Origin of the sequence: Streptococcus sp. 2_1_36FAA, from assembly GCF_000161955.2 — a bacterium.
GTDB classification, from domain to species: Bacteria; Bacillota; Bacilli; order Lactobacillales; family Streptococcaceae; genus Streptococcus; species Streptococcus gordonii.
The window spans coordinates 50,039-65,001 of the sequence record NZ_KI391976.1; the positions used below are offsets into that span (position 1 = coordinate 50,039).

15 protein-coding genes and 1 pseudogene are annotated in these 14,963 nt (G+C 40.5%); 1 reads left to right on the forward strand and 15 read right to left on the reverse strand.

What is annotated here, in order from left to right:
* The first annotated feature begins 109 nt into the window (after window positions 1-109).
* Window positions 110-1,132, forward strand: a complete 1,023-nt coding sequence (gene adhP / locus HMPREF0847_RS08115; RefSeq protein WP_008808560.1) for an alcohol dehydrogenase AdhP — start codon at window positions 110-112, stop codon at window positions 1,130-1,132.
* Between the two features lie 296 nt (window positions 1,133-1,428).
* On the opposite strand, the gene HMPREF0847_RS08120 is transcribed toward adhP, so the two are convergent.
* From HMPREF0847_RS08120 to rimP, 15 genes and pseudogenes are all read right to left on the reverse strand, one after another.
* Window positions 1,429-1,794: a TIGR02328 family protein gene (locus HMPREF0847_RS08120; protein ID WP_008808559.1), complete on the reverse strand. Its 366-nt coding sequence runs from the start codon at window positions 1,792-1,794 to the stop codon at window positions 1,429-1,431.
* Window positions 1,795-1,890: 96 nt separating this feature from the next.
* Window positions 1,891-3,636 carry a DUF2075 domain-containing protein gene (locus HMPREF0847_RS08125; RefSeq protein ID WP_008808558.1) on the reverse strand — a complete coding sequence of 582 codons (1,746 nt, stop codon included), beginning with the start codon at window positions 3,634-3,636 and terminating at the stop codon, window positions 1,891-1,893.
* Complete coding sequence (locus HMPREF0847_RS08130) at window positions 3,636-3,971, reverse strand: nucleotide pyrophosphohydrolase (RefSeq protein ID WP_008808557.1); 336 nt, start codon at window positions 3,969-3,971, stop codon at window positions 3,636-3,638. The genes HMPREF0847_RS08125 and HMPREF0847_RS08130 overlap by 1 nt, the downstream gene beginning before the upstream one ends.
* Window positions 3,972-4,259: 288 nt before the next feature.
* Window positions 4,260-4,712 (reverse strand): GNAT family N-acetyltransferase, encoded by a 453-nt coding sequence (locus tag HMPREF0847_RS08135; protein WP_008808556.1) that lies wholly within the window; start codon window positions 4,710-4,712, stop codon window positions 4,260-4,262.
* Entirely contained in the window at window positions 4,713-5,558 is an 846-nt protein-coding gene (locus HMPREF0847_RS08140) for an aldo/keto reductase (protein WP_008808555.1), read from the reverse strand.
* Window positions 5,559-5,637: 79 nt separating this feature from the next.
* Entirely contained in the window at window positions 5,638-5,835 is a 198-nt protein-coding gene (locus tag HMPREF0847_RS08145; protein ID WP_008808554.1) for a hypothetical protein, read from the reverse strand.
* A 150-nt stretch (window positions 5,836-5,985) separates the two neighbouring features.
* Window positions 5,986-7,137, reverse strand: a complete 1,152-nt coding sequence (nagA, locus tag HMPREF0847_RS08150) for an N-acetylglucosamine-6-phosphate deacetylase (protein ID WP_008808553.1) — start codon at window positions 7,135-7,137, stop codon at window positions 5,986-5,988.
* 161 nt (window positions 7,138-7,298) lie between these two features.
* Window positions 7,299-8,930 (reverse strand): Na/Pi cotransporter family protein, encoded by a 1,632-nt coding sequence (locus HMPREF0847_RS08155; protein WP_008808552.1) that lies wholly within the window; start codon window positions 8,928-8,930, stop codon window positions 7,299-7,301.
* Window positions 8,931-9,074: 144 nt separating this feature from the next.
* Window positions 9,075-9,422 carry a 30S ribosome-binding factor RbfA gene (gene rbfA / locus HMPREF0847_RS08160; RefSeq protein WP_008808551.1) on the reverse strand — a complete coding sequence of 116 codons (348 nt, stop codon included), beginning with the start codon at window positions 9,420-9,422 and terminating at the stop codon, window positions 9,075-9,077.
* 185 nt (window positions 9,423-9,607) lie between these two features.
* Entirely contained in the window at window positions 9,608-11,338 is a 1,731-nt protein-coding gene (gene infB, locus HMPREF0847_RS11590; RefSeq protein ID WP_371106298.1) for a translation initiation factor IF-2, read from the reverse strand.
* 347 nt (window positions 11,339-11,685) lie between these two features.
* Window positions 11,686-12,469, reverse strand: a pseudogene (locus tag HMPREF0847_RS11595) (translation initiation factor IF-2 N-terminal domain-containing protein); the annotation flags it as partial.
* 17 nt (window positions 12,470-12,486) lie between these two features.
* A complete protein-coding gene (locus HMPREF0847_RS08170) occupies window positions 12,487-12,786 on the reverse strand; it encodes a YlxQ-related RNA-binding protein (RefSeq protein ID WP_008808549.1) in 300 nt (99 codons plus the stop codon).
* Window positions 12,779-13,075 carry an RNase P modulator RnpM gene (rnpM, locus tag HMPREF0847_RS08175; protein WP_008808548.1) on the reverse strand — a complete coding sequence of 99 codons (297 nt, stop codon included), beginning with the start codon at window positions 13,073-13,075 and terminating at the stop codon, window positions 12,779-12,781. The genes HMPREF0847_RS08170 and rnpM overlap by 8 nt, the downstream gene beginning before the upstream one ends.
* A gap of 10 nt (window positions 13,076-13,085) precedes the next feature.
* Window positions 13,086-14,327 carry a transcription termination factor NusA gene (gene nusA, locus HMPREF0847_RS08180; RefSeq protein ID WP_008808547.1) on the reverse strand — a complete coding sequence of 414 codons (1,242 nt, stop codon included), beginning with the start codon at window positions 14,325-14,327 and terminating at the stop codon, window positions 13,086-13,088.
* Between the two features lie 44 nt (window positions 14,328-14,371).
* The gene (gene rimP, locus HMPREF0847_RS08185; RefSeq protein WP_008808546.1) at window positions 14,372-14,860 is read right to left on the reverse strand and encodes a ribosome maturation factor RimP; all 489 of its coding nucleotides are present in this window, start codon (window positions 14,858-14,860) and stop codon (window positions 14,372-14,374) included.
* Window positions 14,861-14,963: the final 103 nt, after the last annotated feature.

Genomic DNA, 14,963 nt, shown 5'->3' on the forward strand with positions numbered 1-14,963 from the left:
CCTAGCAATCTAGCAGGGAATTACTTTTCGTTGAAAGCGCTTGCTGATCCAAAAACTTTGTGATATAATTAACATATTAATGATAATAACTAAACAGGAGGAACTACTTATGAAAGCAGTTGTTGTTAATCCAGAAAGTACTGGTGTTGAAATTATTCAAAACAAAGAACTCCGTCCGCTTGAAACAGGTGAAGCTCTTGTAGAAATTGAATACTGTGGTGTCTGCCACACTGACTTGCACGTTGCACATGGTGACTTTGGTAAGGTCCCAGGCCGTATCCTTGGTCACGAAGGGATCGGTATCGTCAAAGAATTGGCTCCTGATGTAAAGAGCTTGAAAGTAGGCGACCGTGTCAGTGTCGCTTGGTTCTTTGAAGGTTGTGGCACTTGTGAATACTGTACTACAGGACGTGAAACTCTTTGCCGTACAGTAAAAAATGCTGGTTATTCTGTTGACGGTGGTATGGCTGAACAATGTATCGTAACAGCTGACTATGCTGTCAAAGTTCCTGAAGGTCTTGATCCTGCACAAGCTTCTTCTATCACTTGTGCCGGGGTAACCACTTACAAAGCCATCAAAGAAGCTCAGCTCCAACCAGGCCAATGGATCGTCCTTTATGGTGCAGGTGGTTTGGGTAACCTAGCTGTTCAATATGCTAAGAAAGTTTTCAATGCCCATGTTATCGCAGTCGACATCAACAATGACAAACTTGCCTTAGCAAAAGAAGTTGGTGCTGATATTGTCATCAATGGACATGAAGTTGATGATGTTCCTGGCCTTATCAAAGAAAAAACAAACGGTGGAGCTCATTCTGCTGTCGTAACAGCCGTTTCTAAAGTGGCCTTCAACCAAGCCGTTGATTCTGTACGTGCAGGTGGTCGTGTAGTAGCTGTTGGTTTGCCATCTGAAATGATGGACCTCAGCATTGTTAAGACTGTTCTAGACGGTATCCAAGTCATCGGTTCTCTTGTAGGTACTCGTAAAGACTTGGAAGAAGCCTTCCAATTCGGTGCTGAAGGCTTAGTTGTTCCAGTCGTTGAAAAACGCCCTGTTGAAGATGCCGTAGATGTCTTTGATGAAATGGAAGCTGGTACTATCCAAGGACGTATGGTACTTGACTTCACTCACTAATGCCTCTTTCTATTAAACAAAAAACGGACTACTCTATGGTTAGTTCGTTTTTTTATTGATTCTTTTACGGTATAGGGTTCTTAAGGTTTGTTGCAAAAAAGATCTCACTATTTATGAAGAAAACAGATCTATCACCCTGTTTATACAATAGCGTGCAACAAGCTCTTTTTCATCACTTTATAACTGAAAATACATCATAATACTAAAGCAAAAGACCTAGGGAATAATCCTTAGGTCTCATCTTTATGACTTAAAAAATGCGAAGAAGAATTTTGCATCGCAAACCTTTTGAGTCGTTATTCCAGCTCTATCCCCTTCTCACGGAGATTATCTACACATTCCTCATAGTAGCGGGCATCATGCTCACTGTAGATGGGATTGCCTAGCTTCTCCTCAGGCAAGTCTTCATAAGAAGGGCAGGTCTTACCACGGTAGTTCTTGTCCAGCCACTCTGGGCTGACCCGATAGCCACGACTAGCCATTTCCTCCATAATCAAGCGATGGTAAGCATAGAGATGGTAGGGCGAGTGGGTAAAGACATAGTCCACCGTCGCATGCCTTCTGCCCCAGCCATTGCCACGTAGGGCGCAGCACTCACGATGTTGCCCCAAAAGTTGAGGACGAGGAAGTTGAGGAATCAAGGCCTCATGCCAAAGTCTCATGTAAGTCTCCTTTCAGTAAAGTTAATTTTTGTAAGTAGGTGTTTGGATAAAGAGCTGGCATCTTCCTTGGAAGCCTGACAATAACTGATTATAATTTTATTTAATTGCTTTATTCAGAGCATCCCTTAATTCTTTATCAACTGCATAAATATATAGACCGTTTACGCCACGCGTTAACAAAACATTTAGTTCATTTCGTAATAGTCTTTCACCATAGTTGACTTTTTCACCATTCGCAAGTTTACGGTTTTGAACAGCACCCTTATTTTTACTTTCAGAAATATCATAAATAATTTTGCCGTTTCGATACTTCACAGATGGTCCGATAATAACACCTACATAATTCAAGTCAAATCCCTGAACTGTGAACGTAGAGCCTATTTCATCAATTGTTTGAGGCTGCTCTATCCAAGATAATTTGTCAAATTCCTTCTCTGACTCTAATTGTAGATTCCAAGGAGCCTTCCAATCACCTATTTCAACAAACCATTTCGGAGTTGGTTGTTTCTTATTTTCTCTGACATATGGCCAATCATATGTTGCTACCAATCTAGAAATACCTAATTTTTGATTAGCATTCTTAGATTTGATAGCATTTTGTAGTTCCAAAGGAGAATCAAAAGATTTAATATCATATCGAGCATCTTTTTTAAATTTCTTAATTTCACCTTCATCAACAATACAACGAATCCAATCAATAGTTTCAGAATTTGCGCTAATTCTCATTTGATTGCGTAGTTCAATTAAATTTCCTTCCAGATTAGCTTCATGTTCTAATTCTAAAAATGAATTATCAGTCCATATTTGAGATTTATTCATAATCTGTTTATCATCATAAACCAGAACAACTACTTTTGATTGTGCTAGTAAATCTTTTAAATGATTTCCACCAAGATATGATTGATTCTTCGCAGTAAGCAGTAGATGGCCTTCGTCAACTATAACCACTCCTGCCTTAATATCATTTTTCTTCAGTGCATTTAAAAATTGAGTAGGCTTGTTCGCCACTTCTAGACTAGAGCCACTATTCCAATCTAATTTTCTTTCAATTTCTTTGTACACTTTTAATTGATGATCATTGTTTACAACGATATTAATGAAATTATTATCTTTGATAAATGAAATATCATCAGAGTTTAATAAATCATCCACAAGCGAACTCATTAGAACTGTTTTCCCCGCTCCAGCTTCTCCTTTAACTAGAATAAGTATTCCATCTTGATTTTTACTAATCGAGGCACTTATTTTATTAATAATAGTGTTTTTAGCTTCGATTTGTTCTTCGGTCAATTTATGAAACGGAGACGCTTTGAAAATTGCTGAATTTCGAACAATACTCTCAACAGGAAATAAATGTTTGTTACTCTTCCTTAGCAAACGCCAAATTTTTGAAAAAATTGAATCTAACTCATTAGATGTATAATATTCATTTTGAGGATTTCCTCTTCTATTTTGTACCCTAGTAACATTGTCGACACTTGATAAATAAAGCATTAAACGATTTTCTATATCTAGAGTTAACGACTTATTAAAATGATTGTGACCAATTACAAACATCTTCGTTGTCGAAGATGTTGCAAAATCTCTCCAATCATCTCTATTCTCTTTTTTTATATCGTCAATTAAGTGTTGACTAGTTCGTCGAATTATATCCGTTGTTTCTCCTATGTATACACTAAATTGATTTTTCTTCTCATCGTTAACAATATAAACTACTGGATAATCGAATAAAAATTTTAAATCATTTTTATTTTCATTAAGACTAAGTTTGTTTTTTAGTTTCACCAGTGAGTTGCTTGTATAATCTATTTCTCTTACAATTGGGCTTTGTATTTTTACCATTATTTCTCCAACTCAGTGTATTTTTTGTTATTCCCTTTGCTCAAGTTAACTGGATACTTCATATTATTAGAGATAAGTTTATCCTCAATAATCTTATTTACATCAAGTTGTAAATTATCAGCTAACATAAAACTATAAATTAAAACATCTGCTAACTCTTCAGCAATTTGATCTAATGAATGACCGACAACCTCTTCTGACTGTTTCCATTGGAACAACTCCAAAAGTTCACTAGCTTCCAGTGAAATAGATATAGCTAAATCCTTTTCATTGTGAAACTTTCGCCAATCACGATCATCTCTAAATTTATTTATTTTTTTTATTAAGTCATCCATTTGTTTTCAACCTCTATTAATTTCGATAAATTTAAACAATTATAATTTAAGTAACATTATAGCATTTTTTAACTTTCCTTTTAAATTTTTAAGTAATTCACTCTAATACATTCTGTATGGTAGCTTAAAATAGTAATAATATCTTAAACTCTATTAGTTTACTTGCCGCATTACTGACAGTCATTTTTAGAGAATAATAGGTTTGCTTTTTATCATAAATTATTGATTAAAACTATTTTTAAAATCAATTCAATTAAATCCCCAGCTCATTTCAAACTGGGGATGACTTTATATTTTTAATTCATAGACTTCCTGCCAGCCGGCTGGTCCTAATATGCGCTGGGGCTGTTTGCTAAAACCGGTCTCTCGGTAGAGATAGGAAGCGACTTGATTTCTCTCATTGACGCCTAAGATGATGCTTTTATACATGGGCAGATGCTCTCTTATGAAGTCAGGCAAGAGCTTCAGCGTCTGACTACCGTATCCTCGCATCTGAAAGTCTTCATCTGTCGAAAAGCTACGAAGGAGCAGACTATCTGGCTGACCGCCATAAGTAAACTTCTTTTCTCCAGAATCCAAGATTAGAAAGGTTACGATTTGATGTTCTTCAAGACCCAAGATAGCATAGCGATTTTCTAAGTCAGCTACAGCCTCCTTAGGATGATTGGTAAATCTCAAGTCGGTTAAATGGTAAGACTGCAAGGCTTCTCTATCTGAACTGCGATAGAATCGGATTTTCATCTAAAAATCCATTTCATCAGGATTTGGTGCGCCACCTGCCAGGCCACTGATATTTTTGAGGACTTCTAAGTCTGCAGCATCTAGCTCAATGTCAAAGCAGTCCAGGTTGCTGGCAATTCGGCTCGGAGTGACCGACTTAGGAAGAGGCAGGAAGCCTTCCTGCAAGCTCCAAGCTAGGGCGATTTGAGCAATGGTCTTGCCATACTTGTCAGCCACAGCCTGTACGTCAGGATTTTGGAAGAGTTCACCTTGGCCAAATGGTCCCCAAGCTTCCAGTAAAATGTTGCTCTCACGGCAGAAATTCACCGCTTCTGTCTGATAGACACCTGGAGCCAGGCGGATTTGATTGACTGCTGGCCTGATGCGCGCTGTTTCAAGCAAGGCTTCTAAGTGGTGAGGGAGGAAATTGCTGACGCCGATTGCACGAATCTTCCCAGCTTCATAGAGATCTTCCATGGCACGCCAGACTTCAGCATTGCGCTTTTTCCAAGCATCGTTCTCTCTCAAAGGTTTGGGATTAGGCCAGTGGATGAGATAGAGATCCAGATAGTCCAGTCCCAACCGCTCCATTGATTGGGCAAAGGCCTCCTGAGCCTCCTCATAAGTACGGTTGTCATTCCAAAGCTTGGTCGTGATGAAGAGCTCTTCCCGTGGAATGCCACTGTCTTTGATTGCCCGTCCGACACTCTCTTCGTTCTTATAGATAGCTGCCGTATCGATGTGACGATAGCCTGCCTTGAGAGCGGCTAAGGTTGCCTGATAAGCTTCTTCACCATCCTTAGCCTTCCATGTCCCAAAACCAAGCACTGGGATTTTCACGCCATTGTTTAAAAGGTACGTTTCCATAGGTATCCTCCATCTATTATTTATGAGATCCTCAAAGAGCTAAATCGCTCTGTTGAGAAATAGTCGTCTATTATTTGAGCTAGTCCTTCTTTTTCTTCTTAGGGACTATAGGCCCTGGTTTAAAGATATTTTTCTTGGTCGGTGCCATGCCCTTGCTAATAAAACTATAGATGATAAAAGCGGCTCCAGCGACAATCATCAGAATACGACTCATCGCTAAGCCAAAAAGAAGAAAGACCACACCCATGAGGGTAAATTTATAATCAATCTTTTTCATGTTTCACTCCTGTTTATTTCGTTGATATCATTATATCATGAATACATCATTTCTTATTGATTCAAATTTATTTTCTCAGTTTTTAAAAGCAGAAAAAACAGGCTCACCTGTTCTTTCTTTAAATATTTAGGAGACTTTTCTTTTGTATGATTAGGCTTCAAACCTTTTCTCACCATCCAAGTATGTGGCAATCAAGTCCAAATCATCATTTAAAACGATAAAGTCCGCATCATAACCTTCTTTGATCTGACCGCAAACATCATCAATATGTACAGACTTAGCCGGAATCAGGCTAGCCATCATGACGGCTTGGTGAGGATTGGCAATGCCCCATTTAACAACATTCTTCAAGCCATCTTTTAATTTTAAGATTGAACCAGCTAAGTTGCCTGTTGATTTAAGGCGGGCAGTCCCATCTGCCACAACGACTGGAAATTCACCCAGCATATAATCACCATCTTCCAGACCACCAGCTGTCATACAGTCCGTAATGAGAGCGATATTTTCATGGCCCTTTTGCTTGATCAGAATATCGCAAGCCTTAGGATCCACATGGTGGCCATCACAGATTAATTCTGCGTAGGTATGAGGAAGCTCATACATGGCACCAACCATACCTAGCTCCCGGTGAGTCAAGCCACGCATACCATTATAGGCATGTACCCATACGCTAGCACCAGCTTCCACTGCCGCCTTGGCTTGGTCAAAGGTTGCATCAGAGTGGCCGAGTGCTACTGTCACCCCTTCGTCAGTAATCGTGCGAACAAATTCTTCGACACCATTGCGTTCAGGCGCAAGAGCAATCTTATTTAGCAAGCCCTTTGAGGCCTTTTGCCAAGCACGAAATTCATCCATACGAGGATCCTTCATGTAGGAAGGATTTTGCGCTCCCTTGTATTTCTCAGTGAAGTAAGGTCCTTCAAAATAAAGGCCACGAATCTTGGCACCAGTAGCCTCTTTGTAGCGGGCACCGATATTTTCTGTTACAGCCAGCAAAAGCTCATAAGACGAAGTCAAAGTAGTTGGTAAAAAGCTCGTAACCCCTGTTGTCAAAAGACCATCACTCATGGTATGAAGGGTGCCTTCGATGTTATTGTCCATGACGTCCACTCCGCCAAAGCCATGAATGTGGGTATCTACTAGACCAGGTGCAATAGAATAACCAGTGTAATCAATCACTTCAGCATCAGCAGGAACTTCTTTGACCAACTTTCCAAATTTGCCGTCTTTGATTTCTAAATAACCACCTTGACGGATCCCTTGAGGATAGAAAAATTGATCAGCTTTAATATATTTAGGCATAATATAACCTCCAGATTTTGTCCAAATAGACTAACTTTCTCCCTATTTGGTACTCATTGATTATGTCATCTATATTATAAACCTTTCCCATTTATTTGTAAATGGTATAGACCTATTTTATAAAAAATTATTATATTAAAAAGACAGGAAGCTTTTCCTGTCTAAATTTGTTCTGCTTGGACCTTTTCAGCCAGATTCATAGCGTGGTCCGCAACCCTTGTATAGTGAGAAATGATATCGATAAAGTTGACCCCAGCTTGTGGTGTACATTCTCCTCGGTTGAGGCGCGAAATGTGGGTTTTGCGAAGCTTACGCTCCAGCTGATCAATTTTCGTATGCTTTTCCTCTAGACTGTCAGCCAGTTCAATATTATTATCTTCGACCGACTGCAAGGCATCCTTGATAAAATCCAAGGTCATTTGGTAAATCGTTTCTAATTCTTCCAAGGCAGCTTCTGAAAAGATAACTTTTTTCTTGATCAGGTAGTCTGTCAGTTGAAGCAAGGCTTCACCGTGGTCCCCAATTCTCTCCAAATCTCGAGAAGAGTCTAGGATATTGGTTAAGACTTCACTTTCTTTTTGATTCAGCTGTTCTCCAGAAAGATCAATGAGATAACGTGTCAGTTCTTCGTCAATAGCATTGATGGCCACTTCCGTCTTATGACCCTTGTCTGCAGATTTTTCAGTATGGTTGATCAAATAATCATAGGACAGTTCAAAAGATTTGACAGCGTAGCTTCCCAAATGAAGCAATTCTTTCTTAGCATTTCCTAAGGCTAATGATGGTGCTTGCTTGATCAGGATCTTATCCAGATACAGAGGTTCGTACTTAACAACCTCATCTTCACCAGGGATTAGTTTGGTCACTATATAAGCAAGAAAACCAATCAGTGGGAATTGAATAATGGTATTGGTAATGTTGAAGGCACCATGAGAGAAAGCAATCGTCATCTCAGGCGATAGATGCAAGGTCGATTGGAACCACTGAACCATATTGGTAAAGGCCCCAAGAAAGAGCAGACAGACCAAGGTCCCAAAAACGTTAAAAAGCACATGAGATGCTGCAACACGTTTAGCAGCAATATTAGCACCCAAGGAAGCAATAATAGCTGTTATGGTCGTCCCGATATTGTCCCCAAAAAGCACCGGTAGGGCTCCTTGAAGACTAATCAAATCACTAGCATATAGATTTTGCAAGATACCAATCGTAGCAGATGAAGCCTGAATCAGCAAAGTCAATCCTGTTCCGACAAAAACTCCCAAGACTGGATTTTTGCTGAGCTGAATCATATAATCTTTGAAGACCTGTAAATCCTTAAGAGGTTCCATCGCTCCGCTCATCAGATTCAGCGCAAAGAATATCCCTCCAACCCCGAAGAGGATCCGACCGATATTGTTTATAGCACGGTTTTTAGTAAAGAATATACAAACTGCCCCGACAAAGAGAATTGGAAGGGCATATTCCCCAAGCTTAAAACCAATGATGAAGGAAGTCACTGTTGTTCCGATATTGGCTCCCATGACAATCCCGATGGCCTGGCGCAAGGTCAGAAGCCCCGCACTTACCATACCGACAGTGATAACTGTCACACCTGAGCTGGATTGGATAAGTGCTGTCATCCCAATTCCAACTAGGATACCTAAGATAGGATTGCTGGTATACTTATCGATAAAATAACGTAGGCGATCACCAGCGGCTTGTTGCAGACCATCACCCATCATCTTGATACTATAAAGAAATAGTCCCAAACCACCTAAAAAGTTAAAAATAATATCTTGCCAATTAATGGACATTCTTTGCCTCCTAAAACCTCTTTCGAAGTATTCCTTTTATATTTTATAGAATAATCTTCAAAGTCACAAGACTTTTTTCAAAAAAAATGAAAAAACTATACTATTTTGTGCAAGAAAAAAAGACCACAGAAGGTCTTTTTCCTATTATTTATCCAAATCCCGCAACATTTGGTCAATCTTATTGCCATACTCAATTGACTGATCTTTAACAAATGTCAAGTCTGGGATCTTATACATTTTTAAATTGTGTCCCAACTCACGTTTGATGGTTCCAGTTGCTTTTTCAAGTCCCAACTGTGCTTTTTGATTATCTGATGCTAGATCACTCATAATAGTATAGTAGACCTTGGCCATTGATAAATCACCCAGCATTTGCACATCAGTGATGGTCACACCTTGGACACGCGGATCGCGGACTTTCTTTTGCAAAATCTCATTGACTTCGCGCTTGATTTCCATTCCAACCCGGTCCACACGGAAATGATTTGCCATTGGATTTCCTTTCTATTTCTTTCTCTGTAAGATAAGCTAGGCTCAGCCTAGCTTATTTTTATTTGGTGATAGAAGCTAGCCGTCTCATTTTGAGAAATGACTTGATCTAGGATTTCAGTAGAATCTATCATCCCTATCAACATTGATCTCATGAATACGGACTTAAAAACTTCAGGATTTAGCTTTTATTTTTTAATTTCTTCCATGATGTAGGCTTCAATTGTATCATCTACTTGAATATCATTATATCCTTCAATCATGAGACCACCTTCACGGCCGTTTGTAACTTCTTTGACATCGTCTTTGAAGTGCTTCAAACTAGCCAGCTGGCCGTCATAAATCACGACGCCGTCACGAATCACACGGACCTTAGAGTCACGGGTAACTTTACCGCTGACAACCATAAATCCACCGATGGTACCAACTTTAGAAACCTTAAATGTTTCACGGATAAGGGCTTCACCGATAATTTTTTCTTGGTATTCAGGGTCCAGCATTCCCTTCATGGCGTCTTCCACTTCTTCGATAACCTTGTAGATGATGCTGTGGAGACGAATTTCAACGCTATCAGACTCCGCTTGCTGACGAGCTTGTGGAGTAGGGCGGACATTGAAACCGATAATAACGGCATTTGAAGCTTCAGCCAAGGTTACGTCTGATTCATTGATAGCACCAACCGCTGAGTGGACGATGGTTACCTTCACTCCCTCTACTTCAATCTTTTGTAGGGAAGCAGCCAAGGCTTCAACAGAACCTTGTACATCGGCTTTGATGATGACATTAACAGACTTCACTTCACCCGCTTTAAGGGTATCAAATAGATTTTCAAGGCTGACACGGTGAGTGGCTTGACGTTGCTTAAGCAGAGCCCGTTTAGCACGTTCTTCACCGGCTGCACGCGCAGCTTTTTCATCTTCATAAACAGCGAAATGATCACCAGCCATTGGTGTTTCGTTCAGACCTGTGATAGAAACTGGTGTAGATGGACCAGCCACTTTGACACGACGACCTAAATCATTTGTCATCGCACGGACACGACCAAAGGTATTACCGACAACGATAGGATCTTGAACGTTCAAGGTACCTTGTTGGACAAGCAAGGTCGCAACAGCACCTTTTCCTTTATCCAAACGGGCTTCGATAACGGTACCGATGGCACGGACTGTTGGGTCAGCCTTAAGTTCTTGAATTTCAGCTACAAGAAGGACTGTTTCCAACAATTCATCGATATTTTGGTTAAACTTAGCTGAAATTTCCACAAACTCAGAGTCTCCTCCCCAAGCTGTTGACATAACGCCATGCTCTGCCAATTCACCGATAACACGTTCAGGATTAGCGCCTGGCTTATCAATCTTGTTGATAGCAACAATGATTGGAACGTTAGCTGCTTTTGAGTGGTTGATCGCTTCAATAGTCTGAGGCATAACTCCATCATCAGCTGCAACGACCAGGATAGTGATATCCGTAACAGAAGCACCACGTGCCCGCATAGATGTGAAGGCTGCGTGTCCTGGTGTATCTAGGAAGGTAATCTTCTTGCCACCTTCGACGATTTGGTAGGCACCGATATGCTGAGTAATTCCTCCCGCTTCACCTGTCGCAACGCGTGAATTACGAAGAGTATCCAAGAGTGTTGTTTTACCATGGTCAACGTGACCCATGATAGTCACAACTGGTGGACGTTCTTCTAAAGCATCTTCATTGATGTAGCCTTCTTCGACAAAGAAACGTTCAATATCAGCAGTGTCAACTTCGACCTTCTTCTTAGCTTCGATACCATAGTCTACCATAAGGAGTTCAATAGTATCACCATCAAGAGATTGGTTTTGTGTTGCCATAACGCCCATCATAAAGAGCTTCTTAACGATTTCTGCTGGTTCACGTTTGATCCGTTTTGCAATTTCTGCCACGGTCATGCCGTCTGTATATTCAAATTCTGTTGGCAATTCATGGAATTTACGCTCTGTAACAGGTTTTGGAGTCGCATTATTATTCCGATTGTTTTTGCCTTTTTTCGTTTTCTTATTGTTATTCCAATTACTATTCTTTTGATTTCTCACTTGATTTTGACTGCTTCGATTCTTTTGTTGTTTTCTTGGACCATCTTCTTCGTGATCAAAGTTATCACGTTCCTTATCTGGTCGTGCTTGTTTCTTCCGACGCGTATCTACAGCAGGCTCTTGAGTTGTTGGAGCTGGTGTTGCTGGTGCTTGCGCTGTAGTTTTTGGAGATTCTACTTCTACAAATAAATCTTCCAATTTAGCTTGTTCTTTACGCTTATTCTGCTCCCGCAAAGCTTCCTTGTTAGCCTTAGCCTGTTTAAAGCGCTCTTCACTAGAACGAGCATACTCAGCATTTTGCTCAGCTTTCAAGGCTGCTGCCCGCGCTTTAAAGTCAATCTTTGGCCCCTGGTTAAAGGACTGGCGTTGTTGATTGTATTGTGATTGACCTTGATTGCGATGTTGATTGCCTTGCTCTTGACGATTACGACGATCATTGCGATTTTGACTATTACGGTCATTGCGATCGTTTTGGTTATTTCGGCGATCGTTGCGATCATTGCGGTTTCCTTGCGGTCTTTGTTGACCCTGTTGTTTACGACGCTCTGCCTGCTCTTTCGCCCGTGCCTCTCTTTCCGCTTTAAAGTTACGGCTTTGTGGACGTGTAACTTTTGGAGCAGTAGTTCCTTGTGCTTGTTCTTGCTTACTAGCTGGGGCTTTTGCACTAGCTGCTTCCACAGGCTTAGGAGATGATGCTGGGCTAGGTGACGGCTTGTTTGTTGCCTGTTCAGTCTTATCCTTTGCAGGCTTAGACGGTGTCGCCTCTGTTTTTATTGGTTCAGTACTTGGTTTTGCTTTAGCCTCAGAAGTACCAACCACTGCCTTTTTTGCAGAAGCAAAACTGGCTACAATCTTATCCGCAGCAGCAGCTTCAACACTTGATGAATGACTTTTAACATCCAAGCCTAGCTCTTTTGCCCGCTGAACAATTTCCTTACTTTCTTTTCCCAGTTCTTTTGCGATTTCGTATAATCTTTTTTTAGACAAATCCTTGTCCTCCTGTTCTATTGCATAATAGACCTCATTTTCTTTGTAAAACCAGCATCTGTGATGGCAAGCACTTTTCTTGCTTTACCAATCGCAGAGCTCAATTCCAGTGTTGAAAACACGGTTGATACATCTACTTGGTAATAGTGGCTTTTATCTTTAATTTTTTTACTCAAATTTGGAGCAGCGTCATGGGCTAGAAAAACCAGTTTGGCCTTCCCTTCTTGAATAGCCTTAACGACTAATTCTTCACCAGAAATAATCCGTCCTGCTCTTTGTGCCAGACCTAGTAGATTTGCGACTTGTTGTTTATTCAAGACCTAACTCTCTTCTTTTCACTTTGTGATCAACATAAGCAATCAATTCATCATAGAAAGCTTCGTCCACTTCCATATTAAAACTGCGATTAAAGACTTGTTTCTTTTTAGCTTGAAGCGCTTCTTCGTTATCCAGTTTGATATAAGCGCCGCGGCCATTTGCCTTACCGGTTGGGTCAATAAATACTTGACCTTCCTTGTTTTTAACAATTCGCAGTAAATCACGTTTGTCAATCACTTGGTTTGAAACAACTGATTTTCTTAAAGGGATTTTTCGTGTTTTTGCCATACTTGCCCCCTTAGTCTAGCTCTGTAACTTCGCTTTCTTCAAGGTCTGTTGCTAGTGCTGCTGTAGTCATTTCTTCCATTGCCTGGTCAGTATAGGTCAGATTTGCATCATCTTCGTAGACAACTTCCTCTGCCACTTCTCCAAAGCCACCCAATTCATTAGCTGCTTCCATCGCTTCAAACTCACTTGCTGATTTGATATCAATACGATAGCCTGTCAAGTGAGCAGCCAAGCGAACGTTTTGTCCGCGACGGCCGATGGCCAATGACAACTTATTATCTGGAACGACCACTAGGGCACGTTTATTATCTTCTGCGTTAAAGATAACTTGGTCCACTTCAGCTGGTGCAATAGCATTGTAGATGAATTCAGCTGGATCTGCTACCCATTCGATAACATCAATATTTTCTTCAACAGGAACCATGCGATCGCTCTTGGCATCGTATTTTGCTGGGTGGAATTTGCTAGTGATTTTCTTGATATTAGCTCCACCACGACCAACGATTGTACCAATCGCATCTACATTTGGATTGTGGCTACGCACAGCAACCTTCGTACGATCTCCTGCTTCACGAGCCACACTCATGATTTCTACAGTTCCGTCGTAAACTTCTGGGATTTCTTGTTCCATCAGACGTTTAATCATTTCAGGATGGCTACGGCTTACAAAGACATTCACTCCACGTGGGTTGTCTTCAACCTTGTAAACGAAAACTTCGATCCGATCATGTGAAGCAAAGACTTCGCCAGGAATCTGATCTTGTTTAGAAAGTTGGGCTTCGATACTACCTAGGTTCACATAGATAAAGCGGTTGTCAAAGCGTTCTACTGTACCTGACATGATTTCATTTTCATGTTCCTTATAAGTGTTATAAGTAATGGTACGAGTTTGCTTGCGCATCTTTTCCATAATAGTCTGTTTAGCAGACTGAGCGGCCACACGACCAAACTCAGCAGGAGCTTCTTCAAATTTAATCTTATCTCCTAGTTCATAAGCAGAACTAATAGCAAGCGCATCTTTCAAGCTGATTTCTAAACGACTGTCAAAGACTTCGTCAACCACTTCACGAACTGTATAAACATGGAAGTCACCCTTTTTCTCATCGAAATCAATCAAAGCACTATCTGCTTGACCATAACGACGACGATAAGCAGAACGAAGAGATTCTTTAACTGCGTCAATAATGTCTTCTTTTTTGATACCTTTATCTTCTTCTAAGATGCGGAAAGCATCTAGCATTTCTTTACTCATGTTTTCTTCGCTTTTGCTAGGCAAAAGCAATCCTTTCTTTTATTCTAAAACTTAACAGCGAGTCTTGCCTTGGAAACAAGACTATAGGGAATGTCAATTTCTTTCTTACGGGTTTTGTCCATATATTCTATGGTCAGAACATCCTCTTTAAACTGGAGCAAGGTCCCTTCAAATACCTTTTGTTTATCTAAGGATTTATACAAACCAACATGAATATATTGACCAACTGCTGCTTCCACCTGCTCTTTGGTCTTAAGTGGCCGCTCCAAGCCAGGGCTAGTCACTTCAAGGAAGTACTGCTCAGGAAAGGGATCCGGCTTAATCGTATCCAGCAAGGGACTGATAATATCTGTCAAATCAGCTGTATCATTGACGGTGATTCCTTCTGGCTTGTCCACAAAAACACTTAGGACATAGTCGCTACCTATCTTGCCATACTCTACATCAACCAATTCAAATGGCGCTGTAATAGCTGGCTCAATCACTGCCGTTACTAACTCTACAATTGTTGCGATAAGACTGCACCTCCTCATAGATAAGAGGCGAAGAATGATCTCCGCCTCACTTTCTAATATTCACTAAACTGTATTATAGCACTCCTCTCTTTAAAAAGCAAGAGATAGAGGCTTTTTCAGC